Below are 23,100 nucleotides of genomic sequence, written 5' to 3'. Positions count from 1 at the left end.
CACCGAAGCCGTCCACCACTACCGAACCCTGACCGAAGCCAACCCCGCGGCCTTCCTCCCCGACCTCGCCATTGCCCTCAACAACCTCGCCAACCATCAAAGCCAGACCGGAGACCGCCAAGCCGCCCTCACCAACGCCACCGAAGCCGTCCACCACTACCGAACCCTGACCGAAGCCAACCCCGCGGCCTTCCTCCCCGACCTCGCCATTGCCCTCAACAACCTCGCCAACCAGCAAAGCAAGACCGGAGACCGCCAAGCCGCCCTCACCAACGCCACCGAAGCCGTCACCATCCGACGAACCCTGGTCGACGCCAACCCCGCCGCACACCTCCCCAACCTCGCCATGGCCCTCAACAACCTCACCGACCTGCATCGGAAAAGCACGGACCTGGATGCCGCCATCCGCGCTTCCGACAAGCACCTGACAGGACTGGCCGCAGGCGCGCACGCCGAGTTGCTCACCATCCGCGCTAACTGGCGACTCAAGGTCGGCGATCCCGAAGGAGCAGTCGACGACCTGCTTCTCGCCGCTCTTCGAGCCGAAGAGGAAGAGAAACCGGAGTGGGCAGGACGAGCTCGACGTGTCACCCGCGCCTGCTTCTCGGATCTGGCCGACGACACCACAGCAGGCCCCGCCCTGGACAGGAAGCGTCACGAGTTGCCGCCCTGGGCCACAGCAACGCCGGCACCCGAGGTCGAGGACTTCTTCGCCAAGTGGCTGGCCGAGGACGACTGGAACGATCAGGAGACCCTGCTCCGCGAGGCGTACCCGATCCTCCGCAGCGACGAAGGCCAGGCAGGTCTGCGCGTCCTCCAAGACCTCTATCCGGAATCCATCCGGCTCAGACTGCTCATCCGCATGCTCGATGCCAGCCAGGAGCGCGGTCTGGAGGAGATGCTGAAGGACATCCGAACAGCCCGGGAGCGGAAGGATCTCGTCAACCGCTGGTTGAACACCCCTACTTGGAACGATGACCTGGCATTTCTCTTGGAGCACGGAGAACGCCTGTGCACCGACCCCGAGGTGAGGAAGCTGCTCGGCTCCGACATGGACGACAGCACGTCATTGCAGCACCTCGGCATCCTGCAACTCGCCGACCGTCTCCCCCTGCATGACGTGTACGACGCCATCACGGACCCGCTGGCGGCAGTCGACACCGCGATGGACCTGCTGGACCAGGGGGACATGGACGCATTGCTCCCGCTGTTCCTCGCCGTGCCGAACATCCAGCGGATCTCGTTCGTCGCGCCGTACCTGAACGCGGTCCACTCAGCTCTCTTCCTCAGGCCAGCCGACGCCGGCCCAGACGCGCCGGGCCCCGCCCGTCTGATGGCAGAAGCCGCCGCGCAGGGATCCGACGTCCAGCGCGTCGCCGGCGTCGCCCGTCTGCGCCGGCTGGCGCGTCGCAGGCCCGAACACGCAGCCGTTCTCACCGGGCTCGCCGACGCCCTGGCCGCTGCGCCCTCGACCGCCCCCGCAGACCAGAGTGCCCCCGACGCCGAGTGATGAGGAGCCGTCGAGACCACTCACCGTGAAGGAGTTGTCGTTCCTCAGCGCCATCGGCCTCGCCTTTCACAACGCCTCCGGGTACCGCGACGCGCAGGACACCCTGGACATGGCCCTGAGCGCGTCGGCGCGACTGCGTGCCTCGGGAGTCGCCCAGGCGGTCATCGTCCGGGCCCTGGGGATCGACGAGAGCGAGCTGGCCCACCGTCAACGGGAGATCGCCCACAAACCCCCTCCTCCGGCGCCGGGGAACCACCTCACTCCATGGCTGCCGAGCGTTCCGGCACCGACCTCGGGCCTTTTCCTCGCACAACATCAGGATGAGAACCAATCCCTCAACCTGAGCCAGCAGAGCGAGCAGAACAGTTCCGTCTCGCCTATGTCGTACAGCGTCTCACCCTCCACCGCCGCCACATCCGCTCGCCGTGTCCTCTTCCTCTCCGGCAACGCCCACGCCGGCCGCAACGACTTCACGACCGAGGCCGCCTGCATCCGCCAGGCCCTCGCCGGGAGCTACATCGATCTGGTCGAGAAGGGGGCCGTAGCCCTGGGAGAGATCCGCGGGATCCTGGACCGTCATCACCCGGCCGTCGTCCACCTCGCCGCACACAGCTCCTTCACCGACGTACACCTCACCCAGGACGGCCATGACCTTCCCACGTCGCACAAGGCGCTCTGCGACCAGATCGCCCGGGCCCGCACGCCCCCGCGTCTCGCCGTCCTCAGCTTCTGCGACTCCTACGCGATGGGCGAGGAGCTGTCCGGCGCCGTCACATCCGTGATCAGCTGGCCGTGCCCCATCGTGGACGTCCAGGCCTTGCCTTTCGCCCAGCAGCTCTACCGCTCGCTCGCCTCCGGTGACTCCGTCGCGACCAGCTGCCGGGACGCCCAGGCGGCCATGGGGCGGCGTCCCCCCACGGCGGCGCCGGAGCTCCACGGCGACCAGGTTGCCCGCGTATTCCGAGGGCGAGAAGCCGTCCATGGACCCCCCGTCCCGGGTCCGCTACCCGTACGGGTCGAACCGTGACCCCTCCATAGGCCAGAATGTGCCCGTGCCTTCCCTGTTGCTGATCGAGGACGACGACGCCATCCGGACGGCCCTGGAGCTCTCACTGACGCGCCAGGGTCACCGGGTGGCGACCGCTGCCAGTGGTGAGGACGGTCTGAAGCTGTTGCGCGAGCAGCGGCCGGATCTGATCGTGCTGGATGTGATGCTGCCCGGCATCGACGGGTTCGAGGTGTGCCGGCGTATCCGGCGCACGGACCAGTTGCCGATCATCCTGCTGACCGCGCGCAACGACGACATCGACGTGGTCGTCGGGCTGGAGTCCGGCGCCGACGACTACGTCGTCAAACCGGTGCAGGGGCGGGTGCTGGACGCCCGGATCCGGGCCGTGCTGCGGCGCGGCGAGCGGGAGTCGAATGACGCGGCGAGCTTCGGCAGCCTCGTCATCGACCGCTCGGCGATGACGGTGACGAAGAACGGCGAGGACCTCCAGCTCACGCCGACCGAGCTGCGGCTGCTGCTGGAGCTGAGCCGGCGGCCGGGGCAGGCGCTGTCGCGGCAGCAGTTGCTGCGGCTGGTGTGGGAACACGACTACCTGGGCGACTCGCGGCTCGTGGACGCGTGTGTCCAGCGGCTGCGCGCCAAGGTCGAGGACGTGCCCTCGTCCCCGACGCTGATCCGTACCGTGCGGGGTGTCGGCTACCGGCTGGATCCGCCTCAGTGACACAGGGGAACCAGGGGGGGACCCGCGGCTGGACCGCGGCGCGCAAGGGAGTTCTGTCGCGGCTGCGCTTCACCAGTCTGCGGCTGAGGCTGGTCGTCGTCTTCGGTCTGGTGGCGCTGACGGCCGCCGTGTCCGCGTCCGGCATCGCGTACTGGCTCAACCGCGAGGCCGTGCTCACCCGCGCCCAGGACGCCGTGCTGCGCGACTTCGAGCAGGAGATGCAGAACCGGGCCGGCGCGCTGCCCGATCGGCCCACACAGGACGAGCTCCAGCACACCGCGGGCCAGATGGCGGGCAGCGACCAGCGCTTCAGCGTGCTGCTGGTCGCGACGGACGCCGACGGCAGGACCGTCTACGGCAGCTCCGGCGGGCTGAGCGGCTTCTCGCTGCGGGACGTGCCGGTCTCGCTGCGTACGGCGGTGAACAAGGCGCAGAAGGTCGACGGGGACGAGAAGCACCCGTACCACCTGTACTGGCAGCGGGTCGTCGACCACGACACGCCGTATCTCGTGGCCGGGACGCGGGTGATCGGCGGCGGTCCGACCGGCTACATGCTGAAGTCGCTGGAGCCGGAGGCGAAGGACCTCAACTCGCTGGCCTGGTCGCTGGGGATCGCGACGGGGCTCGCGCTGATCGGCTCGGCGCTGCTCGCGCAGGCCGCGGCGACGACCGTGCTGAAGCCGGTGCAGCGGCTCGGGACGGCCGCGCGGCGGCTCGGGGAGGGCAAGCTGGACACCCGGCTCAGGGTGTCCGGGACCGACGAACTCGCCGACCTGTCACGGACGTTCAACAAGGCGGCCGAGGCGCTGGAGAAGCGGGTCGCCGACATGGCCGCGCGGGACGAGGCGTCCCGGCGGTTCGTGGCCGACATGAGCCATGAGCTGCGGACGCCGCTCACCGCCATCACCGCCGTGACGGAAGTGCTGGAGGAGGAGCTGGAGGCGGAGACCGGGAGCATGGACCCGATGATCGAGCCCGCCGTCCGGCTGGTGGTCAGCGAGACCCGGCGGCTGAACGACCTCGTCGAGAACCTGATGGAGGTCACCCGCTTCGACGCGGGCACGGCCCGGCTCGTCCTGGACGACGTCGACATCGCCGACCAGATCACCGCGTGCATCGACGCCCGCGCCTGGCTGGACGCGGTCGAGCTGGACGCCGAGCGCGGCATCCACGCCCGCCTGGACCCGCGCCGCCTGGACGTCATCCTGGCCAACCTGATCGGCAACGCGCTCAAGCACGGCGGCTCCCCGGTGCGGGTGTCCGTCCGGGTGGAGGACGACTCGCTCGTCATCGAGGTGCAGGACCACGGGCCCGGCATCCCCGAGGACGTCCTGCCGCACGTCTTCGACCGTTTCTACAAGGCCAGCGCGTCCCGGCCGCGCTCCGAGGGCAGCGGCCTGGGCCTGTCCATCGCCCAGGAGAACGCCCACATCCACGGCGGCGAGATCACCGCGGCCAACTCGCCCGACTCGGGCGCGGTGTTCACCCTGCGGCTCCCGCGGCACACGTACGCGCCGGGGGAACAGCCCGCCGAGGGCGAGCGCAAGCACGGGGACGACACCGGCCAGGACCAGGGCGAGGACTCGAAGGGGGACGCCTGATGACCACACGTCTCGGGTCCAGGGCCCGGATCGGTGCCGTGTCGGTGCTCGCCCTGCTGCTCGCCGGCTGCGGGATCCGGGCCACGGAGGTGCCGACGAACTTCGGTCCCGCGCCCTCGCGGGTGCGCTGTTCGCTCGCCGAGCCCGACGTGTCGACGCAGGCCGCGCGGGGACTGCCGGTGCAGGTGTTCCTGCTGTGCGGGTCGTCGCTGGTGACCGTCGACCGGACCGTACGGGTCCCGGACGGCGCGGCCGACTCCGAGCGGCGGATGCTGGTGGCGCAGGGCCTGCTGGACCAGCTGGCGGCGCAGCCGTCGCCCGCCGAGAAGGAGGCCGGCTACAGCACGGACGTACGCGGCGGCATCACCGTGAGCGGGCCCCGGCCCGGTGACCCGGAGGACACCCTGCGGCTCAGCCTGGCGCCGGACAGTCTCACCTCGTACGCCCTCGCCCAGATCGTCTGCACCTTCTCCGACTCGGCGGCCGCCGAGGGCAACGGCTCCGTGGTCCTGGGCGGCCCCGGTGCCGGTCCCCCGCGCCGCTACGAGTGCACGGACGAGGTGCGGGCCCGGCCGGGCAGCAAGGAACCGCCCTCCAAGGACGTGGCCGGGGAGTGAGCGGGCCGGGTCCTGGGCGGCGCCGCGGCCGTCCGCCCGCCGGTCGCCCTGCCCGTCCGCCCGCGTCCGTCCGCCCGGCTGTGGCGTATGCCTCACAGGCCTGACGGGGCCCATCCCGGAACCGATCCTGCCGGAGGCCGCGTCTTGGGTGGCGTGCAGCGTCAAGGCTCCATCGGCGGCAGCGCCGCGTTCCGCATCCGTGTGACAGGAGGTGTCCTCCTCGTCGCACATCTCGCGTTCGTCGCCTGGCTCACGCTGCGGCCGCTGGACGTGCCCTGGGTGATGCCGGCCAATCTGCGGCCGTTCCACGGCATCCAGGCCGATCTCGCCCTGGGCTGGCCCGAGGCGGCCCGGCGGATCTGCGAGGGGCTGGCGCTGCTCGCCCCGCTGGGCGTGCTGCTGCCGATGGCGAGCGGCAGACTGCTGGTCTCGCCGCTGGCGTCCCTGCTGAACACCGTCACGGCCGGTGCCCTGCTGTCGCTGGGCATCGAGCTGCTGCAGACCGGCGTTCCCGGCCAGGTCGTCGACGTCGACTCGCTGTTCCTGAACACCGCGGGCGTGGCCCTCGCGCATCTCGCGCTCGTCCCCGCCGGCCGCTCCTGGCTGCGCCGCCGCACCACCGCGGGCCCACCCCGTACGCCCCTCCCCCCGGAGGAGCCGGCTCAGGGTCGGACCCCGACGATTCCCAGGGTCGGGATCGCCCCGTGGAGCGACGCTTTGCCCCCTTCGTCTCCGTAGCGTGGAGTGCAGATGGGGTACTCGGAGAAGAGGCCTCACGACACCTCACGAAGGAGCCGCACATGTCACGCCTCGCCCGCCCCACCCACGGCCGCATGATCGGCGGAGTGTGCGCCGCGCTGGCGCGGCGCTTCGGCACCTCCACGACGACGATGCGGGTGATCTTCCTCGTGTCGTGCCTGCTGCCCGGCCCGCAGTTCCTGCTGTACATCGCGCTGTGGATCCTGCTGCCCTCGGAGAGCAAGGTGCAGAACAAGGCACAGACGGCCTGGTGACGCACGGTTCGACGGAACACCGATGGGGCGCACCCCCGGACCCGGGGTGCGCCCCATCGACGTGTGTCCGCCTGGGCGGGAGGGTCAGCCGACCGGAACGCCGTTCACCGGGAGGCCGTGCGTGGGCAGGCCCTGCACCGGCAGACCGCCGAGCAGCTTGGCGGCCGGGCCGGTCGGGCCCTCGGCGAGCAGCTGCTCGGCGACCGGCTGGGCGGCGGCGAGACCGGCACCGGCCGCCGTCTGCCCCTGACCCAGCGCCTCGCCCGAGCCCGGCAGCGTCTGGGAGAGCTGCTCCGCCGGGAGCGCCTGGGTGACGGTCTCCAGCGTCTGAGCGGTGTCCGGGAGGGCCGGGGCGGCGGCGTTGGCGGCGCCCGCACCGGCGGCGGCGAAGGCGGCGCCGAGGGCGGCGACACCGAGGGACTTGGCAGCAGACTGCTTCATGAAATGCGTCCTCATAATGGGATGACGGGGTGTGAGCGGTCCAGCGACCGTAATCACGCGGCGCCATCCGCCGCAAACATCGAAATGCGGACGGATTGTGAACACCGCCCGCATTCCCTGTGTGCCGATGACTCTCGGATCAGTCCTCCGAAGGCGAAGAACCGCTGGTAGACGCGGTCTGCCGGAACAGCCATTCGGATTTCAGCTCGGCATATCCGGGCTTGATCACGTCATTGATCATGGCCAGTCGTTCATCGAAAGGAATGAACGCTGATTTCATCGCATTGACGGAGAACCACTGCATGTCGTCGAGTGTGTAACCGAACGCCTCGACAAGGTGCTCGAATTCCCGGCTCATGCTGGTGTGCGACATAAGACGATTGTCCGTGTTGACCGTGGCACGGAAATGCAGTCGGCGCAGCAGCCCGATGGGGTGCTCGGCGTAGGAGGCCGCCGCCCCGGTCTGCAGGTTGGAGCTCGGGCACAGCTCCAGCGGGATGCGCTTGTCCCGGACGTACGAGGCGAGCCGCCCGAGTTCGACGCTGCCGTCCTCGTGGACCTGGATGTCGTCGATGATCCGCACCCCGTGCCCGAGCCGGTCGGCGCCGCACCACTGGAGGGCCTGCCAGATGGACGGCAGTCCGAAGGCCTCGCCGGCGTGGATGGTGAAGTGGTTGTTCTCGCGCTTGAGGTACTCGAAGGCGTCCAGGTGCCGGGTGGGCGGGTAGCCGGCCTCGGCGCCCGCGATGTCGAAGCCGACGACGCCCAGGTCCCGGTAGCGGTTGGCGAGTTCGGCGATCTCCAGGGCGCGGGCCGCGTGCCGCATGGCGGTGAGCAGGGCGCCGACGCGGATGCGCAGGCCCCTCTCCCGGGCGCGGCGCTCCCCCTCGCGGAAGCCCTCGTTGACGGCCTCGACGACCTCTTCGAGGCTCAGACCGCCTTCGAGGTGCTGCTCGGGGGCGTAGCGCACCTCGGCGTAGACGACGCCGTCCTCGGCGAGGTCCTCGGCGCACTCGGCGGCGACCCGCACCAGGGCGTCGCGGGTCTGCATGACGCCGACGGTGTGGGAGAAGGTCTCCAAGTACCGTTCCAGGGAACCGGAGTCGGCGGCCTCGCGGAACCAGACGCCGAGTTTCTCCGGGTCGGTCTCGGGAAGCTGGGTGTAGCCGGTCGCGCGGGCGAGCTCGACGATCGTGGCGGGGCGCAGCCCGCCGTCGAGGTGGTCGTGCAGCAGAACCTTGGGCGCCCGGTGGATCTGGTCCGGTGTCGGGGTGTTCGCGATGGTCTGGCTCGTCATTTCCGCACTCTAACTCCTACGCGCGTAGATGGCGCGTCCTCGGCTGCTTTACGTTTTCGTCGATACGTAACGGTGATCCCCAGGACGGGTCGAGTACACCCGCCCTTCTGACACTGTTCTGTCATGGCACACCAAGCGACGCCGGCGCGCAGGGCCCGGCTGGGAAGGACACTCGGGCCGGAGCCGAAGGCGGTGAGCGGCGTGGTGCTGCTGCTCCCCGGCGGTGACGAGGTCTCCAGCCGCAGGCCGTCGCCCCTGCTGGCGACCGCCTCCGTCCGCGCCCTGGGGCGCCGGCTGGCCCGTGCGGGCCGGGAGGAGGGGCTCGCCGCGCACGTCGTGCACTACCGGTACCGGGGCTGGAACGGCAGCCAGGCCAACCTCGCGGCCGATGCGGACTGGGCGGCCGACGAGGTCGTACGGCGTTACGGAGACGTCCCCGTCTGCCTCGCCGGCATCGGCATGGGCGGCCGGGCCGGGCTGCGGGCGGCCGGCCACGAGGCCGTCAACTCCGTACTGGCGCTCGCCCCTTGGCTGCCGGAGGAGGATGTGGCCGGGACACCCGAACCGGTGAAGCAGCTGGTGGGGCGGCAGGTGCTGATCGTGCACGGCACGAACGACGGGCGGACGGATCCCGAGTTGTCGTTCCGGCTGGCGGCGCGGGCGAAGAAGGCCAACCGGGATGTGTGCCGGTTCGAAGTGCACACGGACGGGCACGGGTTGCATCAGTACCGGGACGAAGTGCTGGCGTTGGCCGAGGACTTCGTGATGGGGGCGTTGTTCGGGCGGGCTGTGTCGCGGCCCGTGCGGGATGCGCTGGCCGCGCCGCCGCCGTTGGGGTTGCGGATGCCGTTGGCTGCGGGGTTCAGTCCTTCTCGGCGGTAGCGCCGTTTGGGTGGCTGTGGTTTTCGGGGTGCGGCTTCGCCGTGGTTGTTCGCGCAGTTCCCCGCGCCCCTAGGTCGGCAACAAACTGCCCCTTCTTGAGAGCAGGAATTTTTTGAAGGCTGCTACCGGGGGTGTGTCCGGGTGGCCTTCCAGCCAGGCCACGCCGATTTCGCGGGCCGCTCGGGGGGCCGTGACCGTCAGTTCGACCACGCCGGGGCGTGGGACTGCTGGTGGGGGCAGGAGGGCCACCCCCAGGCCCGCTGCCACCAGGCCCCTCAGGGTTTCGGCCTCCTCGCCCTCGAAGGCGATGCGGGGCTTGAAGCCGGCCTCCTGGCAGAGGTCGTCGGTGATGCGGCGGAGGCCGTAGCCGGGCTCCAGGGTGACGAACATTTCGTCCGCGGCCTCCGCGAGGCGGATGCGGCGGCGGCCCGCGAGGGAGTGGTCCGCGGGGACGACCAGGCGGAGCTTCTGTTCGTCGAGGCGGCGGGCGACCAGGTCGGGGGCGTCGGGGACGGGGGACGTCAGGCACAGGTCCAGTTCGCCGGCGCGGAGGCGTTCGAGCATGGCCTCGCCGTAGTTCTGGACGAGGCTGAAGCGGACGCGCGGATGGTCGGCGCGGAAGGCCTGGAGGAGGCCCGGGACCGTCTCGGCGCCCATGGTGTGCAGGAAGCCGAAGGCGACCTTGCCGGTGGCGGGGTCGGCGTCGGCCCGCACCTCCTCGGCGGCGCGCTCGACCTCGGCCAGGGCCCGCTCCACGGAGGCGAGGAAGGTGCGCCCGGCCGGGGTGAGGGAGACCGTACGGCCGTGGCGGGCGAAGAGGTCGACGCCGAGGTCCTGCTCCAGGCGGGCCATGGCCCGGGAGAGGGTCGACTGGGGGACGTTCATCTCCTGGGCGGCGCGGGTGACGTGCTCGGTGCGGGCGACGCCGGCGAAGTACGCGAGCCGGGGTGCCAGCACCTTGGACATCTCTGCCATGTCTTCTGTGTCACTGGATGGTGACAGCCGAGCCGTTGAACTGTGTTGATGCACCATGGGAACGATTATGGCGGTTCCATGCATTGGACGGATCAGTGCGCGCGTACGTAGTTTCGAGGCATGTCTCCCGCCAGTACCGGGGCGTCCACCATCGTGGGCGCCGATGCCTCTGTCCCTGCAGCCGACGCACGCATGTCCCCGGGCGGGCCCGGCTACCGCCGGATGAGCCTCGCCCTCTTCCTCGCGGGCGTCGCGACCTTCGCGCTGCTGTACTCCACGCAGGCGCTGCTCCCGCTGATCTCCGGCGAGTTCGGGGTGGCGGCGAGCGACGCGAGCTGGACGGTGGCCGCCGCGACGGGCGGGCTGGCGCTGTTCGTCCTGCCGATGAGCGCCCTGTCGGAGCGCTTCGGACGGCGTACGGTCATGACGGCCTCGCTGGCCGTGGCGGTGACCGTCGGGCTGCTGGTGCCCTTCGCCCCGTCGCTGGGTGTCCTGGTCGTGCTGCGGGCGCTCCAGGGCGCGGCACTGGCCGGGCTGCCGGCGTCGGCGACGGCGTACCTCGCCGAGGAGGTCAGCCCCAAGGCGCTGGTCACCGCGATCGGACTGTTCGTCGCGGGCAACAGCGTCGGCGGCATGAGCGGCCGGGTCATCACCGGCTGGGTCGCCCAGGAGTGGGGCTGGCGGATCGCCGTCGGTGTGATCGGCGCGATCGCCGTGGCCTGCGCGGTGGCCTTCCGGCTGCTGCTCCCCGCCCCGAAGAACTTCAGGACCGGTTCGCTGCGGCCGCGCGTGCTGGCCCGGACGGTCCGTGACCACCTGTCGAACCCGCTGCTGTGCCGGCTGTACGCGATCGGCGCGCTGTTCATGACGGTGTTCGGCGGTGTGTACACGGTCATCGGCTACCGGCTGACCGAGGCGCCGTTCTCGCTGCCGCAGGGCATCATCGGCTCGATCTTCCTGGTGTACCTCGTCGGTACGGTGTCGGCGTCGACGGCCGGACGGCTGGTGGGCCGCCTGGGCCGCCGGGGCGCGCTGTACGCGGGCGGCGGTACGACGGCGGCGGGTCTGCTGCTGTCCCTGGCCGGCTCCCTGCCGCTGGTCCTGCTGGGCCTGGTCCTCATCACGGCGGGCTTCTTCGCGGGCCACGCGGTGGCCTCCTCGGCGGTCAGCAAGACGGCCACGACCGGCCGCGCACAGGCCTCGGCGCTCTACCAGTCGGCCTACTACATCGGCTCCAGCGCGGGCAGCACGGTCGGCGCGATCGCCTTCCACGCGGGCGGCTGGGCCGGCACGGTCGGGGTCGGCCTGCTGGCGGTCCTGGGCGTCGTGACGATCACGGTGTTCGGGACGCGGGCGGCACGGACGCAGCGGCGGCTGACCACGGCCGCCTGATGCCGGCAAACGGACTGTTCCCCCTGGTCGGGGCCGGTTGTCAGTGGGCGCGGATAACGTCCGCGTCTGCTGACCACCGGATTCGACCAGGGGGATCTTTCATGGAGTTCGGCATCGACCGCACGGCGTTCGCCGAGGCAGTGGGCCGGGCCGTACGGGCGCTGCCCACGCGGACGCCGGTGCCGGTGCTGGGCGGACTGCTGCTGGAGGCGGACGCGAGGCGGCTGGCCGTGACGGGGTTCGACTTCGAGGCGGCGGTACGGGTGGAGGCCGACGCCGAGGTCGCGGAGCCCGGGCGGGTGCTCGTCCTGGGGCGGCGGGTGCTGGACGTCTGCCGGGTGCTGCCGGACGGGCCGGTGAGCTGCGCGCTGGAGGCATCGCGGTTCACGGTGGAGGCGGGCGGTACGCGATTCGGCCTGTCGACGCTGCCCCTCGCCGAGTACCCGGCCCTGCCGGCGCCGCCCGCGCCGTACGGCACGGTGGACGCCGCCGCCTTCGCGACCGCTGTCGCCCAGGTCGCCGTCGCGGCCGGGCGCGACGAGACGCTGCCGCTGCTGACGGGCGTCCAACTGCGCCTGGACGGCGGGGAGATGACGCTGGCCGCCTCGGACCGCTACCGGTACGCCGTGCGGCGGCTGGAGTGGCGGCCGGGGGCGGCGGCCGACGGTGCGGTGGACGCGTTGCTGCCCGCGCGGCGCCTGCTGGACGTCGCGCGGTCGCTGGGCCGTGGCGGGGACGTGGTGATCGGCTGGGACCCGGCCGGGGGCGGCGGGCTGATCGGCTTCGAGGGCGGGCGGACGCGGACGGCGCTGCGGCTCCTCGACGGGCGGCTGCCGACGTACAGGTCGCTGTTCGACATGACGGGGGCCGCGGTCGCCGAGGTCGAGTGCGAGGGGCTCGCGGAGGCCGTGCGGCGGGTCGCGGTGGTGGCGGAGGCGAACAGTCCGGTGCGGCTGGACTTCTCGTCCGACGGGTCCGTCATGCTCCGCGCCGGCTACGGCGACGACGTGGCCGCCCAGCGCCTGCCGGCCACGCTGACCGGCGCCGACGAGCTGCCGGTGGCCTTCAACCCGGCCTATCTGCTGGACGCGCTGACGTCCTTCGAGAGCCCGCGCGTACGGCTGGAGCTGCTGGGGGCGGGGCAGCGGGCGCTGCTGCACGCGGTGCCGGACGGCGGGGCCGCGGAGGGGGGCGGGGGCATGGCCGGGGAGCATCGGCATCTGCTGATGTCGGTGAAACAGCTGGTCTGAAGCGCTGCTCCTGCCTGCGCGTTTGTGCGCTCGGGGGGCCGTTGTCAGTGCGCTGCGGTAGCTTCCGAAGTGCTGGACGCGATGGCGCGTGACAGAACTTCCACAGGGGTGGGTGGACGATGACGAACGGCACGGCGACACCAACAGATCTGGACACCAGGCTGGAGGCACACCGGACGGAGCTGACGGGGTACTGCTACCGGATGCTCGGCTCCTCCTTCGAGGCCGAGGACGCGGTGCAGGACACGATGATCCGTGCCTGGCGCAGCTACGACAAGTTCGAGGGCCGCTCCAGCCTCCGCTCCTGGCTCTACCGCATCGCGACCAACGTGTGCCTGGACATGCTGACCGCGGGCAACAAGCGCGCCAGGCCCATGGACCTGACCGAATCCACCCCGCTCGCCCAGGCGGCCCTCACCCCCCGCCCGGACAACACCTGGCTGGAGCCCATGCCGGACGCCCGCGTGCTGCCCACGACCCATGACCCGGCGGAGGTGGCGATAGGCAAGGAGTCCGTGCGGCTCGCCTTCATGGCCGCCCTGCAGAAGCTGCCGGCCAAGCAGCGGGCCGTGCTGATCCTGCGCGAGGTGCTGGCCTGGAAGGCCAGCGAGGTCGCCGAGCTGCTGGGGACGTCGGTGGCGTCGGTCAACAGCGCCCTCCAGCGGGCCCGCGCCACCCTGGCCGAGCGGCCGGAGCCGGGCGCCGAAGCGGCCGTCTCCGACCCGCTGGACGCGGACCAGCAGAAGCTCCTGGACCGCTACGTGGCGGCCTTCGAGGGCTACGACATGACGGCGCTGACGGCCCTGCTGCACGAGGACGCGGTGATGACGATGCCGCCGTTCGACCTGTGGCTGACCGGCGTCGGCGACATCACCGGCTTCATGACCACCCTGGGCGCGCCCTGCGCGGGTTCCCGGCTGGTGCCGGTCCAGGTCAACGGCCTGCCGGGGTTCGCCCAGTACAAGCCGGACCCGGAGACCGGCGGCTTCACACCGTGGGCGGTCCAGGTGCTGGAGATCTCAGACGGCCGGATCACCGGGTTCCACTGCTTCCTCGACACCAAGCGCTGGTTCCCGCTCTTCGACCTGCCCCTCCACCTCGAAGCGGAGACCGACCAGGTCGAGCAGGGCGCGTAGGGCCGGATCGGGGTCGCGCAGTCTGATCCGGCCCCCGGCCCTGCGGGCGGCGAGCTGGAGGCGTGCGAGCAGGTCGACGGCGGCGAGCCCCGGCGGCCCGAGGCCTCCGACGTCGCACACCACGACCCGGGCACGGCTGGTGTGCAGCAGTGCCCTCACGTCGTCGCTCAGTCCGCTCACCTCGTCCCGGGCGACGGGGCCGGGGAGCACGAGCACGGGGGGTGTCATGGCGTCCACGATCGGTAGACCGGGCGGGCGGCGGTAACTCATCGCGGCTGTCCGTCCTGTCGGCGCCGTAAGGATCACATTGACCTGGGTACGGCCTTCCCCGGAGGGTTGGCTGTATGCCCCATGCATCTGCCCCTCCCGCGCTGTCCCTTGCCCGTGTCGCCGGTGAGGGGATCCCGTGCAGGGGGTGCTGAGCGGCTTCGCGGTCATCGCGGTCGTCATCGGAGTCGGCTATCTGATCGGCCGCCGGGGATATCTGGGCGACGGCGGGCGCGAGGTCCTGACGAAGCTGGCCTTCCACGTGGCGTCTCCCGCCCTGCTCTTCACGACGCTCGCCCAGGCCGACCTGTCGGTGACCTTCTCCGACCGGCTGCTGGTCACGGCGATGAGCACGGCGGCGGTGGCAGGTGTCTTCGTGGCGGTGGGGGCCGCGCGCGGCTGGGGTGTGGGCCGGACGACGATCGGCGCGCTGTGCTCCAGCTACGTCAACTCGGGCAACCTGGGCATCCCGATCGCGGTGTACGTGCTGGGCGACGCGTCGCTGGTCGCGCCGGTGCTGCTGTTCCAGCTGGTGGGCGTCACGCCGGTGGCGCTGACGGTCCTGGACCTGGCGAGCGGCGGCGAGAAGCGGCCCCTGTGGCAGCGCCTGCTCACGCCCCTGCGCAACCCGATAGCACTGGGCTCCCTGGCCGGTGTGGCGGCGTCGGCGTCGGGCCTGCACGTCCCCGGGCCCTTGATGGACCCGCTCACCCTGATCGGCAACATGTCTGTCCCGGCGGTGCTGCTGGCCTTCGGCATCTCCCTGCGCGGCAGCACGCTCCCGCTGCGCGGCGCGGAACGGGCTCCTGTCCTCCTCGCCGTGACCCTCAAGGCGGTCATCCAGCCCCTGGTCGCCTGGGCACTCGCAGCGGGCGTCTTCGGCCTCCACGGGGCCTTGCTGCTCGACGTGGTGGTGACGTCGGCGCTTCCGGCGGCGCAGAACCTGTTCACGTACGCGAGCAGCTATCGGGTGGGCGAGGTGCTGGCGAGGGAGTCGATCCTGTTGTCGACGGTGGTGTCGGTGCCGGTTCTGGTGGTGGTGGCGGCGCTTCTCGGGTGACTCACTTCTCCGGGAACTCGCCGGTGTCGAGTTCGAGGGCGAAGGGCTCCGGCAGGGAGATGCGTTCTCCGAACTTGCCTGCGCGCAGGAGGCGGTACACGCCTTCCTTCGGCTCCCCGTACAGCCTGCGAGGTGACCTCGACCGCGAGCTGGGCAACGGAAGCGGGCACGAAGCGGTCGCTGCCCTCGTTCGGCAAGTCCGGTACGACGACGAGGTCGGGCACATACAGCCCGAGCCGCGCCGGAACGGCCGTGCCCAGCCGCTGGAAGATGTTCCAGTGACTGGGGATCACCTCGAAGAGGCGGCGCTGGACACTTTCGACGATGCGGTGATGCTTGTTCGTGCAAAGGGGTGTCACGGTGACGAGCCCCTCGATGATCTCCACCTTGCACCCCTTGGGGGCATCCGTCTGCTCCCAGATCCAGACCAGCTCGTCCCACTCGTCGTCCGTCAGGATGTAATCGCCGTCCAGCACGGTCATGGCGGCATTCAACACGCCGAACGGGACCGGCGGAGGTCCACCGGTCCCGTTCATCCGAACGGCGAAACCCCAGCTCAGGCGATACGTTCCAGCACCACCGGCGACGGTGTGAAGTCCGTGCCGGGGGCGGCCACGTCGTAGGAGCCCTCGATCGACTGGAGGGCGTACTCGAAGCGTTCCGGGGTGTCCGTGTGGAGGGTCAGGAGGGGCTGGCCCTCGCTCACCGTGTCGCCCGGCTTGGCGTGCATCTCCACGCCCGCGCCCGCCTGGACCGGGTCCTCCTTGCGGGCGCGGCCCGCGCCCAGGCGCCAGGCCGCGACGCCGATGCCGTAGGCGTCGAGGCGGGTGAGGACGCCCGAGGACGGAGCCTTGATCACGTGCTGTTCGCGAGCCACCGGAAGCGCCGCGTCCGGGTCGCCGCCCTGGGCCGTGATCATGCGACGCCAGACGTCCATCGCCGAGCCGTCGGCCAGGGCCTTGGCCGGGTCGGCGTCCCTGATGCCCGCCGCGTCGAGCATCTCGCGGGCCAGGGCGATCGTCAGCTCGACCACGTCCGCCGGGCCGCCGCCCGCCAGGACCTCCACCGACTCGCGGACCTCCAGCGCGTTGCCGGCCGTCAGGCCGAGCGGGGTCGACATGTCCGTGAGGAGCGCGACCGTCTTCACGCCGTGGTCGGTGCCGAGGCCCACCATCGTGGAGGCCAGCTCGCGGGCGTCCTCCAGGGTCTTCATGAAGGCGCCCGTGCCGACCTTCACGTCCAGCACCAGCGAACCCGTGCCCTCCGCGATCTTCTTCGACATGATCGAGGAGGCGATCAGCGGGATCGCCTCGACCGTGCCGGTGACGTCCCGGAGGGCGTACAGCTTCTTGTCGGCCGGGGCCAGGCCGTCGCCCGCCGCGCAGATCACCGCGCCCGTGGTGTCCAGGACGTGCAGCATCTCCTCGTTGGAGAGCAGGGCGCGCCAGCCGGGGATCGACTCCAGCTTGTCCAGCGTGCCGCCCGTGTGGCCGAGGCCGCGGCCCGACAGCTGCGGGACCGCGGCACCGCAGGCGGCGACCAGGGGGGCCAGCGGCAGGGTGATCTTGTCGCCGACGCCGCCGGTGGAGTGCTTGTCGGCCGTCGGGCGGGAGAGGGACGAGAAGTCCATGCGCTCGCCGGAGGCGATCATCGCGGCCGTCCAGCGGGCGATCTCGCGGCGGTTCATGCCGTTGAGCAGGATGGCCATCGCGAGGGCCGACATCTGCTCGTCGGCCACCTCCCCGCGGGTGTACGCGTCGATGACCCAGTCGATCTGCTCGTCGCTGAGTTCGCCGCGGTCCCGCTTGGTGCGGATGACGGAGATGGCGTCCATGGCCATGGCTTGGGCTTCCTTCCGAGGATTCCAGAAGCCGTACGGCCCCCCTGAGCCGGTCGCGTGAGCAACTCAGGGGGGCCGCACGGGGATTACTTGGTGAGGTGCTCCGGGCCGAAGGCCTGGGGCAGCATCTCCGACAGCGGCAGGATCCCCGCCGGGGTCTGAAGCAGCAGGTCCGGGCCGCCGAACTCGTGCAGCAGCTGGCGGCAGCGGCCGCACGGCACGAGCGTGGCGCCGTCGCGGTCGACGCAGGTGAAGTGCGTCAGCCGGCCGCCGCCGGTGTTGTGCAGCTCGGAGACCAGGCCGCACTCGGCGCACAGGCCGAGTCCGTACGAGGCGTTCTCGACGTTGCAGCCGGAGATGATCCGGCCGTCGTCGACCAGGGCGGCCACGCCGACCGGGTAGCCGGAGTAGGGGGCGTACGCCCGGGACATGGCGTCCCGGGCCACCGTGCGCAGCTTCTCCCAGTCGACGTCCGGGCCGGCGCCGGTCACTTGCCCTGCCCCTTCCGGTACGGCATGCCGTTCGCCCTCGGCATCCGCAGGCGCTGGGCGGACAGGGCGAGGACCACCAGGGTGATGACGTACGGCGTGGCGGAGACGACCTGGTTCGGGACCTCGTCGGTGGTCGCGTACCAGGTGAACACCAGGGCGCCGGCGATCAGGGTCGCCGCGGCCGGGACGTACTTCTTGCGGACCACGAGCCAGATGGCGCCGATGACCAGCAGCAGCGCGCCGAGCAGCAGCAGGGCGTGGACGTTGGCGGAGCCGCCGCGCAGGTTGAGGCTGTCGGTGTAGCCGAACAGGCCCGCGCCGAGGGCGAGTCCGCCCGGCATCCAGTTGCCGAAGATCATCGCCGCGAGGCCGATGAAGCCGCGGCCGCTGACCTGGCCCTCCAGGTAGAAGGGGTTGGCGACGATCGACAGGAAGACACCGCCGAGGCCGGCCAGACCGCCGGAGATGATCACGGCGATGTACTTGTACTTGTAGACGTTGACGCCGAGGGACTCGGCGGCGACCGGGTTCTCGCCGCAGGAGCGCAGCCGCAGGCCGAACGCGGTGCGCCACAGCACCCACCAGGTGCCGGGGATCAGCGCGACGGCGATCAGGGTCAGCCAGGAGACGTTGGTGACCAGGCCGCCGAGCAGGCCGGCGATGTCGGAGATGAAGAACCAGCCCTGGTTGTTGAGATCCCTGAGCGCGTCGGACAGGCCCGGCACCGTGAAGCTGCCGAGGGAGTCGACCGCGGGGGACTGCTTGGCGGAGCCGCCCGAGTGGCCCTCGAAGGCGAGGGGGGCGAGGTAGCGGGTGGCGCCGAGGGCGAGGATGTTGATGGCCACACCGGAGACGATGTGGTTGACGTTGAAGGTGACGGTCACGAAGGCGTGCAGCAGGCCGCCGATCGCGCCGCCGGCGATGCCCACGAGGACACCGGTCCACGGGCCCCACTGGAAGCCGGCCCAGGCGCCGAACCAGGTTCCGAGGATCATCATGCCCTCGAGGCCGATGTTGACCACGCCCGCGCGCTCGGCCCACAGACCGCCGAGACCGGCGAGGCCGATCGGCACGGCGAGCTGGAGCGCGGTGGACATCTGGCTGACGTTGGTGATGCCGTCGGCGCCGGTGATGAGGCGGACGATCGAGGTGAGCGCCAGGCCGCCGGCGATGATCAGCAGCAGGACGGGCAGCGACAGGCGGCGGCCGGTCGGCGCCGCGGGCTGCAGCGTGGGCTGGTTGAGGTCGGTCGCGGTGGTCATCGGCCAGCCACCTCCTTCGTGGTGTTGTTGTTGCCGAGGACGTGACCGGCGGCCAGTTCGGCGCCGACCCGGCGCTGCTGGCGGCGCAGGCCCCACTCGCGGACGGCCTCGTAGGAGACGACGACCGAGAGCACGATCAGGCCCTGCATGATGACCGCGATCTCCTTGTCGTAGCCGTGGAAGTCCAGCTCGGGCGAGGCCTTGTCGAGCCAGGCCCACAGCAGGGCGGCGAAGGCGATGCCGACGGGGCTGTTGCGGCCGAGCAGGGCGATGCCGATGCCGAGGAAGCCGATGCCCGTGGGGAAGTTCAGGCTGTAGGTGTGGGTGTCGCCGAGCAGGATCGGCAGGCCGGCGAGGCCCGCGATACCGCCGGAGATCAGCATGGCGCTGAGCACCATCCGCTTGGGGTCCACACCGCTGGCCGCGGCGGCGGTCTGCGAGGCGCCGGAGGCGCGCAGGTCGAAGCCGAAGCGGGTGCGGTTGAGGACGACCCAGTAGCCGATGCCGAGCAGGACGGCGAGCAGCACCAGGCCGTAGATCTCGCCGGCCGCGCCCATGGGGATGCCGGGGATCCAGCCGGACTCGTGCATCTCGCCGGTGGTGTTGTTGTTGCCGACCTTCACACCGAAGACGTTCGGCAGCCACAGGTAGGCGATCACGGAGGTGGCGATCGCGTTGAGCATGATCGTGGCGACGACCTCGCTGACGCCGCGGGTGACCTTGAGGACACCGGCGATGCCGGCCCAGAAGGCGCCGGTGAGGACGGCGGTCAGGAGCAGCAGCGGGACCTGGAGGGCGGCCGGCAGAGCGGCGTGGGCGCCGACGATCGCGGCCAGCATCGCGCCGAGCTGGTACTGGCCGTCGACGCCGATGTTGAACAGGTTCATCCGGAAGCCGATGGCCACCGAGAGCGCCGCGATGTAGTACATCGAGGCCTGGTTGATGATCAGGACCTGGATGTCCGAGAAGCCGAGCTGCTCGAACATCAGGGCGTACGGCTCGACCGGGTTCTGGCCCGACGCGACCAGCACGATCGAGGTCAGGGCGAAGGCCACGGCGAGCGCGATGACCGGTCCGGCCACCGCGAGGAGCACGCGCTCCCTGTCGAACTTCTTCATCAGCGGGCCTCGTCTTCCGGAGACTCGGGGGCGTCGCCCTTCGAGATCTCGGGGGTCTCTTCATGCTCGAGGTGCCCGGTGGCGGCACCGGTCATGGCCGAGCCGAGCTCCTCGGGGGTGATGGCGGCCGGGTCGGCGTCCGCGACCAGCTTGCCGTTGTAGATCACGCGCAGCGTGTCGGACAGGCCGATGAGCTCGTCCAGGTCGGCGGAGATCAGCAGGACGGCCAGGCCCTCGCGGCGGGCCTCGCGGATGTGGTCCCAGATGGCGGCCTGGGCGCCGACGTCCACGCCCCGGGTGGGGTGGGCGGCGATCAGGAAGCGCGGCTTGTGGCTCATCTCGCGGCCGACGATCAGCTTCTGCTGGTTGCCGCCGGACAGGGAGGCGGCGGTGACGTCGATGCCGGGGGTGCGGACGTCGTACTCCGTGACGATCCGCCGGGTGTCCTCCTGGGCCGCCTTCGGGTCCAGCCAGACGCCCTTGGCGAGCGGCTTCTCGGTGACGTGGCCGAGGATACGGTTCTCCCAGAGGGGTGCCTCCAGGAGCAGGCCGTGGCGGTGGCGGTCCTCGGGGATGTAGCCGATGCCCTGCTCGCGGCGCCTGCGGGTGGGCCAGGCGGTGATCTCCTCGTCGGCGAGCCGGATGGTGCCGGAGTCGGCGGACCTGAGGCCGATGAGCGCGTCGACCAGCTCGGTCTGGCCGTTGCCCTCGACACCGGCGATGCCGAGGACCTCGCCCGCGTGGATGGTGAAGCTGATGTCGTCGAGGAGGGCCTTGCCGCCCGGTGCGGCCAGGCGGAGCCCGTCGACGGCGATGACCGGGCGGTCGGTGACCGTGGACTCGGCCGTCTCGGGCGTGGGCAGCTCGCTGCCGACCATCATCTCGGCGAGCTGGCGCGGGGTGGTCTCGGAGGGGACGGCCGTGCCGACGGTGGTGCCGCGGCGGATGACGGTGATCTCGTCGGCGACGGAGAGCACCTCGCCGAGCTTGTGCGAGATGAAGATGACCGACAGGCCCTCGGAGCGCAGTTCGCGCAGGTTGGCGAAGAGGGCGTCGACCTCCTGCGGCACGAGCACGGCGGTCGGCTCGTCCAGGATGAGGATGCGGGCGCCGCGGTAGAGGACCTTGAGGATCTCCACGCGCTGACGGGCGGCGACGCCGAGCTCCTCGACCAGGAGGTCGGGCCTGACGTCGAGGCCGTAGCGCTCGGAGAGCTCCTTGATCTTGCGGCGGGCCTTGGCGCCGATGCCGTACAGCTGCTCGCTGCCGAGCACGACGTTCTCGAGGACCGTGAGGTTGTCGGCGAGCATGAAGTGCTGGTGGACCATGCCGATGCCGCGGACGATGGCGTCGGCCGGCGACGAGAAGGTGACGTGCTCGCCGTCGACGGTGATGGTGCCCTCGTCCGGCTTCTGCATGCCGTAGAGGATCTTCATCAGCGTCGACTTGCCGGCGCCGTTCTCGCCGACGAGGGCGTGCACGGTGCCCTTGCGGACGCTGAGGTGGATGTCGTGGTTGGCCACGACGCCGGGGAAACGCTTGGTGATCCCGGCGAGTTCGACGGCGGTCACCGATTCGTTGACCGCCGCTCCGGCCGGAGGGCTGCTGGACGCGTTGATGGCGCACTCTCCTGGGGACGGGGGCCGTCTACGCGCGTAGCGCCCCTACGGCATACAAAGGGGCCGACGCCCCGCGCCAACGGGGTACGAGGAGCAGCCTCCCCGTACCCCGTCGAGCGGACGTAACCCCGGGGGTTACCGCCTGCTTCGAGGCAGTCGCTCGTCAGCTGCTCTTGACCTTGATCTCGCCGCTGATGATCTTCTCCTTGGCCGTCTTGATGGCTTCCTGAAGCTCGGCGTCGTCCGCGAACTTCGGGTTGGAGTCCGACAGGCTCACCTCGCCGGTCTTCAGATCGCCACGAACGATACCGGTCTCGGGCTTGCCGTCCTCGACCGACTTCGCCAGGTTGTACACCGCCTTGGCGACGTCCTTCATCGCCGAGGTGAGGATGGAGTCCTTGTACTTGGCGAGGGCCTCCTGCTTGTACTGGTCGGAGTCCACACCGATGGCCCACACCTTCTTGGCGGCGGCGGCCTCGATGACACCCTGACCGGACAGGCCGGCGGCCGCGTAGACGACGTCGGCCTTCTTCTCGATCTGGCCCTCGGCAGCCGTCTTGCCCTTGTCGGGGCTGGAGAAACCACCCTCCTCGGCCGTCTGCGTCAGGTACTGCGACAGGACCTTCACCTTCGGGTTCGTGTCCTTGACGCCCTGCTGGAAGCCCGCCTGGAACTTGTGGATCAGCGGGATGTCCACACCACCGACGAAGCCGACGACGTTCGACTTGGTGCTCTTGGCGGCGGCGACACCGGCCAGGTACGAGGCCTGCTCCTCGCTGAAGACGAGGTCGGCGACGTTCTTGGAGTTGATCGTGGCGTCGTCGACGATGCCGAAGGTGGTCTTCGGGAACTTCTCAGCGGCACCCTTGACGGCCGCGGCGTACGCGTAGCCGACGCCGATGACCGGGTTGTAGCCCTGCTTCGCCAGCGAGACCAGACGCTGCTCCTTGTCGGCGTCCGTCTCGCCCTCGGTGGGCTCCAGGTCGGCCGTCTGGTAGCCGAACTCCTTCTTCGCCTGCGCCAGGCCGGCGTACGCGGCGTCGTTGAAGGACTGGTCACCCTTGCCGCCGACGTCGTACGCGATGGCGAGGCCCTTGTTCCCCTTCGAGTCCGACGACCCGGAGGTCGAGGTGCTGCCACAGGCGGAGAGGGCGAGGGCCAGGGAGGCGGTCGCTGCGCCTGCGACCGTGATCCGGGAAATCCGGCGCATGTGTGGGTGCTCCTGTCGTACTACCGGGGCCGCATAGCGCCGGGACGGTTCAGCTTCGGCGCTGGCTTCGCCGCAGATTAACGCGCGTAGACCTGCCTGAAAACCCCTTCTGTCCACCTTGTTATGCGCCCGTGGCCAAGCCATCACCCGGCCTTGGTCGGGGCGTTGCCGACTGCGAACGCAAGGTGGCGCTGGGTGATCCGGTTCCCGGTTCCCGGCCTCCGATTCCTGGTTCTCCACGGGAACGGCGGAGCGGGGGGGGGGCCCCCCGGGGCCCCCCCCCCCCCCGGGGGGGGCCCCCCCCCCCCCGGGGAAAAACCCCCGGGGGGGGGGGTTTGGGGACCCGCGGGGGGGGGGGCCCTGGGCAGGGCGCACCCCCCCCCGACCCC

The 23,100-nt window shown here is 70.9% G+C and carries 21 protein-coding genes and 2 pseudogenes; 12 read left to right on the top strand and 11 right to left on the bottom strand.

The window, feature by feature from the left end; translation table 11 throughout:
• The 7 genes and pseudogenes from ACZ3I3_RS40755 to ACZ3I3_RS40725 form a co-directional block, all read left to right on the top strand.
• Positions 1 to 1,510 (top strand): annotated as a pseudogene (locus ACZ3I3_RS40755) (hypothetical protein); the annotation flags it as partial.
• Positions 1,511 to 1,535: 25 nt separating this feature from the next.
• Positions 1,536 to 2,537: a CHAT domain-containing protein gene (locus ACZ3I3_RS40750; protein ID WP_467372909.1), complete on the top strand. Its 1,002-nt coding sequence runs from the start codon at positions 1,536 to 1,538 to the stop codon at positions 2,535 to 2,537.
• 25 nt (positions 2,538 to 2,562) lie between these two features.
• Entirely contained in the window at positions 2,563 to 3,240 is a 678-nt protein-coding gene (gene afsQ1, locus ACZ3I3_RS40745) for a two-component system response regulator AfsQ1 (protein ID WP_150482700.1), read from the top strand.
• Positions 3,237 to 4,841, top strand: a complete 1,605-nt coding sequence (locus tag ACZ3I3_RS40740) for an ATP-binding protein (protein WP_467372907.1) — start codon at positions 3,237 to 3,239, stop codon at positions 4,839 to 4,841. The genes afsQ1 and ACZ3I3_RS40740 overlap by 4 nt, the downstream gene beginning before the upstream one ends.
• Positions 4,841 to 5,458, top strand: coding sequence for a hypothetical protein (locus ACZ3I3_RS40735; protein WP_467372906.1), 618 nt, complete (start codon positions 4,841 to 4,843; stop codon positions 5,456 to 5,458). The genes ACZ3I3_RS40740 and ACZ3I3_RS40735 overlap by 1 nt, the downstream gene beginning before the upstream one ends.
• Before the next feature lie 153 nt (positions 5,459 to 5,611).
• The gene (locus ACZ3I3_RS40730) at positions 5,612 to 6,196 is read left to right on the top strand and encodes a VanZ family protein (protein WP_467372905.1); all 585 of its coding nucleotides are present in this window, start codon (positions 5,612 to 5,614) and stop codon (positions 6,194 to 6,196) included.
• A 62-nt stretch (positions 6,197 to 6,258) separates the two neighbouring features.
• Entirely contained in the window at positions 6,259 to 6,471 is a 213-nt protein-coding gene (locus ACZ3I3_RS40725; protein ID WP_010048883.1) for a PspC domain-containing protein, read from the top strand.
• Between the two features lie 84 nt (positions 6,472 to 6,555).
• Here the strand turns inward: ACZ3I3_RS40725 and ACZ3I3_RS40720 are convergent, their stop codons facing one another.
• Together ACZ3I3_RS40720 and ACZ3I3_RS40715 are read right to left on the bottom strand one after the other, a co-directional pair.
• The gene (locus ACZ3I3_RS40720) at positions 6,556 to 6,912 is read right to left on the bottom strand and encodes an ATP-binding protein (RefSeq protein ID WP_467372903.1); all 357 of its coding nucleotides are present in this window, start codon (positions 6,910 to 6,912) and stop codon (positions 6,556 to 6,558) included.
• A gap of 139 nt (positions 6,913 to 7,051) precedes the next feature.
• Positions 7,052 to 8,209: an adenosine deaminase gene (locus ACZ3I3_RS40715; RefSeq protein WP_467372901.1), complete on the bottom strand. Its 1,158-nt coding sequence runs from the start codon at positions 8,207 to 8,209 to the stop codon at positions 7,052 to 7,054.
• Between the two features lie 123 nt (positions 8,210 to 8,332).
• Between ACZ3I3_RS40715 and ACZ3I3_RS40710 the strand changes: the two genes are divergently transcribed.
• Positions 8,333 to 9,091: an alpha/beta hydrolase gene (locus ACZ3I3_RS40710; RefSeq protein ID WP_467372899.1), complete on the top strand. Its 759-nt coding sequence runs from the start codon at positions 8,333 to 8,335 to the stop codon at positions 9,089 to 9,091.
• A 69-nt stretch (positions 9,092 to 9,160) separates the two neighbouring features.
• Here the strand turns inward: ACZ3I3_RS40710 and ACZ3I3_RS40705 are convergent, their stop codons facing one another.
• Positions 9,161 to 10,123 carry a LysR family transcriptional regulator gene (locus ACZ3I3_RS40705; protein WP_467372897.1) on the bottom strand — a complete coding sequence of 321 codons (963 nt, stop codon included), beginning with the start codon at positions 10,121 to 10,123 and terminating at the stop codon, positions 9,161 to 9,163.
• Between the two features lie 63 nt (positions 10,124 to 10,186).
• Between ACZ3I3_RS40705 and ACZ3I3_RS40700 the strand changes: the two genes are divergently transcribed.
• The 3 genes from ACZ3I3_RS40700 (at position 10,187) to ACZ3I3_RS40690 (ending at position 13,844) form a co-directional block, all read left to right on the top strand.
• The gene (locus ACZ3I3_RS40700) at positions 10,187 to 11,458 is read left to right on the top strand and encodes an MFS transporter (RefSeq protein WP_467372895.1); all 1,272 of its coding nucleotides are present in this window, start codon (positions 10,187 to 10,189) and stop codon (positions 11,456 to 11,458) included.
• 101 nt (positions 11,459 to 11,559) lie between these two features.
• Complete coding sequence (gene dnaN, locus ACZ3I3_RS40695) at positions 11,560 to 12,708, top strand: DNA polymerase III subunit beta (RefSeq protein WP_467372894.1); 1,149 nt, start codon at positions 11,560 to 11,562, stop codon at positions 12,706 to 12,708.
• A gap of 119 nt (positions 12,709 to 12,827) precedes the next feature.
• Positions 12,828 to 13,844: a sigma-70 family RNA polymerase sigma factor gene (locus ACZ3I3_RS40690; RefSeq protein ID WP_467372893.1), complete on the top strand. Its 1,017-nt coding sequence runs from the start codon at positions 12,828 to 12,830 to the stop codon at positions 13,842 to 13,844.
• Here ACZ3I3_RS40690 and ACZ3I3_RS40685 read toward each other — a convergent pair.
• A complete protein-coding gene (locus ACZ3I3_RS40685) occupies positions 13,728 to 14,114 on the bottom strand; it encodes an STAS domain-containing protein (RefSeq protein WP_467372891.1) in 387 nt (128 codons plus the stop codon). The genes ACZ3I3_RS40690 and ACZ3I3_RS40685 overlap by 117 nt on opposite strands.
• 136 nt (positions 14,115 to 14,250) lie before the next feature.
• Between ACZ3I3_RS40685 and ACZ3I3_RS40680 the strand changes: the two genes are divergently transcribed.
• Positions 14,251 to 15,171, top strand: coding sequence for an AEC family transporter (locus ACZ3I3_RS40680; RefSeq protein WP_467372889.1), 921 nt, complete (start codon positions 14,251 to 14,253; stop codon positions 15,169 to 15,171).
• Position 15,172: 1 nt separating this feature from the next.
• Here the strand turns inward: ACZ3I3_RS40680 and ACZ3I3_RS40675 are convergent.
• The 7 genes and pseudogenes from ACZ3I3_RS40675 to ACZ3I3_RS40645 form a co-directional block, all read right to left on the bottom strand.
• Positions 15,173 to 15,653 (bottom strand): annotated as a pseudogene (locus tag ACZ3I3_RS40675) (PDDEXK family nuclease).
• A 74-nt stretch (positions 15,654 to 15,727) separates the two neighbouring features.
• Positions 15,728 to 17,011: a thymidine phosphorylase gene (locus ACZ3I3_RS40670; protein WP_467372887.1), complete on the bottom strand. Its 1,284-nt coding sequence runs from the start codon at positions 17,009 to 17,011 to the stop codon at positions 15,728 to 15,730.
• 86 nt (positions 17,012 to 17,097) lie between these two features.
• Positions 17,098 to 17,502 (bottom strand): cytidine deaminase, encoded by a 405-nt coding sequence (locus tag ACZ3I3_RS40665; protein WP_467372886.1) that lies wholly within the window; start codon positions 17,500 to 17,502, stop codon positions 17,098 to 17,100.
• Positions 17,499 to 18,764, bottom strand: coding sequence for an ABC transporter permease (locus tag ACZ3I3_RS40660; protein ID WP_467372884.1), 1,266 nt, complete (start codon positions 18,762 to 18,764; stop codon positions 17,499 to 17,501). Before ACZ3I3_RS40660 ends, ACZ3I3_RS40665 begins: the two co-directional genes overlap by 4 nt.
• Positions 18,761 to 19,882 carry an ABC transporter permease gene (locus ACZ3I3_RS40655; protein WP_401466765.1) on the bottom strand — a complete coding sequence of 374 codons (1,122 nt, stop codon included), beginning with the start codon at positions 19,880 to 19,882 and terminating at the stop codon, positions 18,761 to 18,763. Before ACZ3I3_RS40655 ends, ACZ3I3_RS40660 begins: the two co-directional genes overlap by 4 nt.
• Entirely contained in the window at positions 19,882 to 21,453 is a 1,572-nt protein-coding gene (locus ACZ3I3_RS40650) for an ABC transporter ATP-binding protein (protein ID WP_467372882.1), read from the bottom strand. The genes ACZ3I3_RS40655 and ACZ3I3_RS40650 overlap by 1 nt, the downstream gene beginning before the upstream one ends.
• A gap of 211 nt (positions 21,454 to 21,664) precedes the next feature.
• Positions 21,665 to 22,711 (bottom strand): BMP family lipoprotein, encoded by a 1,047-nt coding sequence (locus tag ACZ3I3_RS40645; RefSeq protein ID WP_467372880.1) that lies wholly within the window; start codon positions 22,709 to 22,711, stop codon positions 21,665 to 21,667.
• Positions 22,712 to 23,100: the final 389 nt, after the last annotated feature.

The sequence above is a fragment of the Streptomyces sp. NPDC016851 genome (assembly GCF_055562795.1).
Note: the sequence above shows the minus strand (reverse complement) of the source record. Positions and strands in the feature narration are given on the sequence as shown.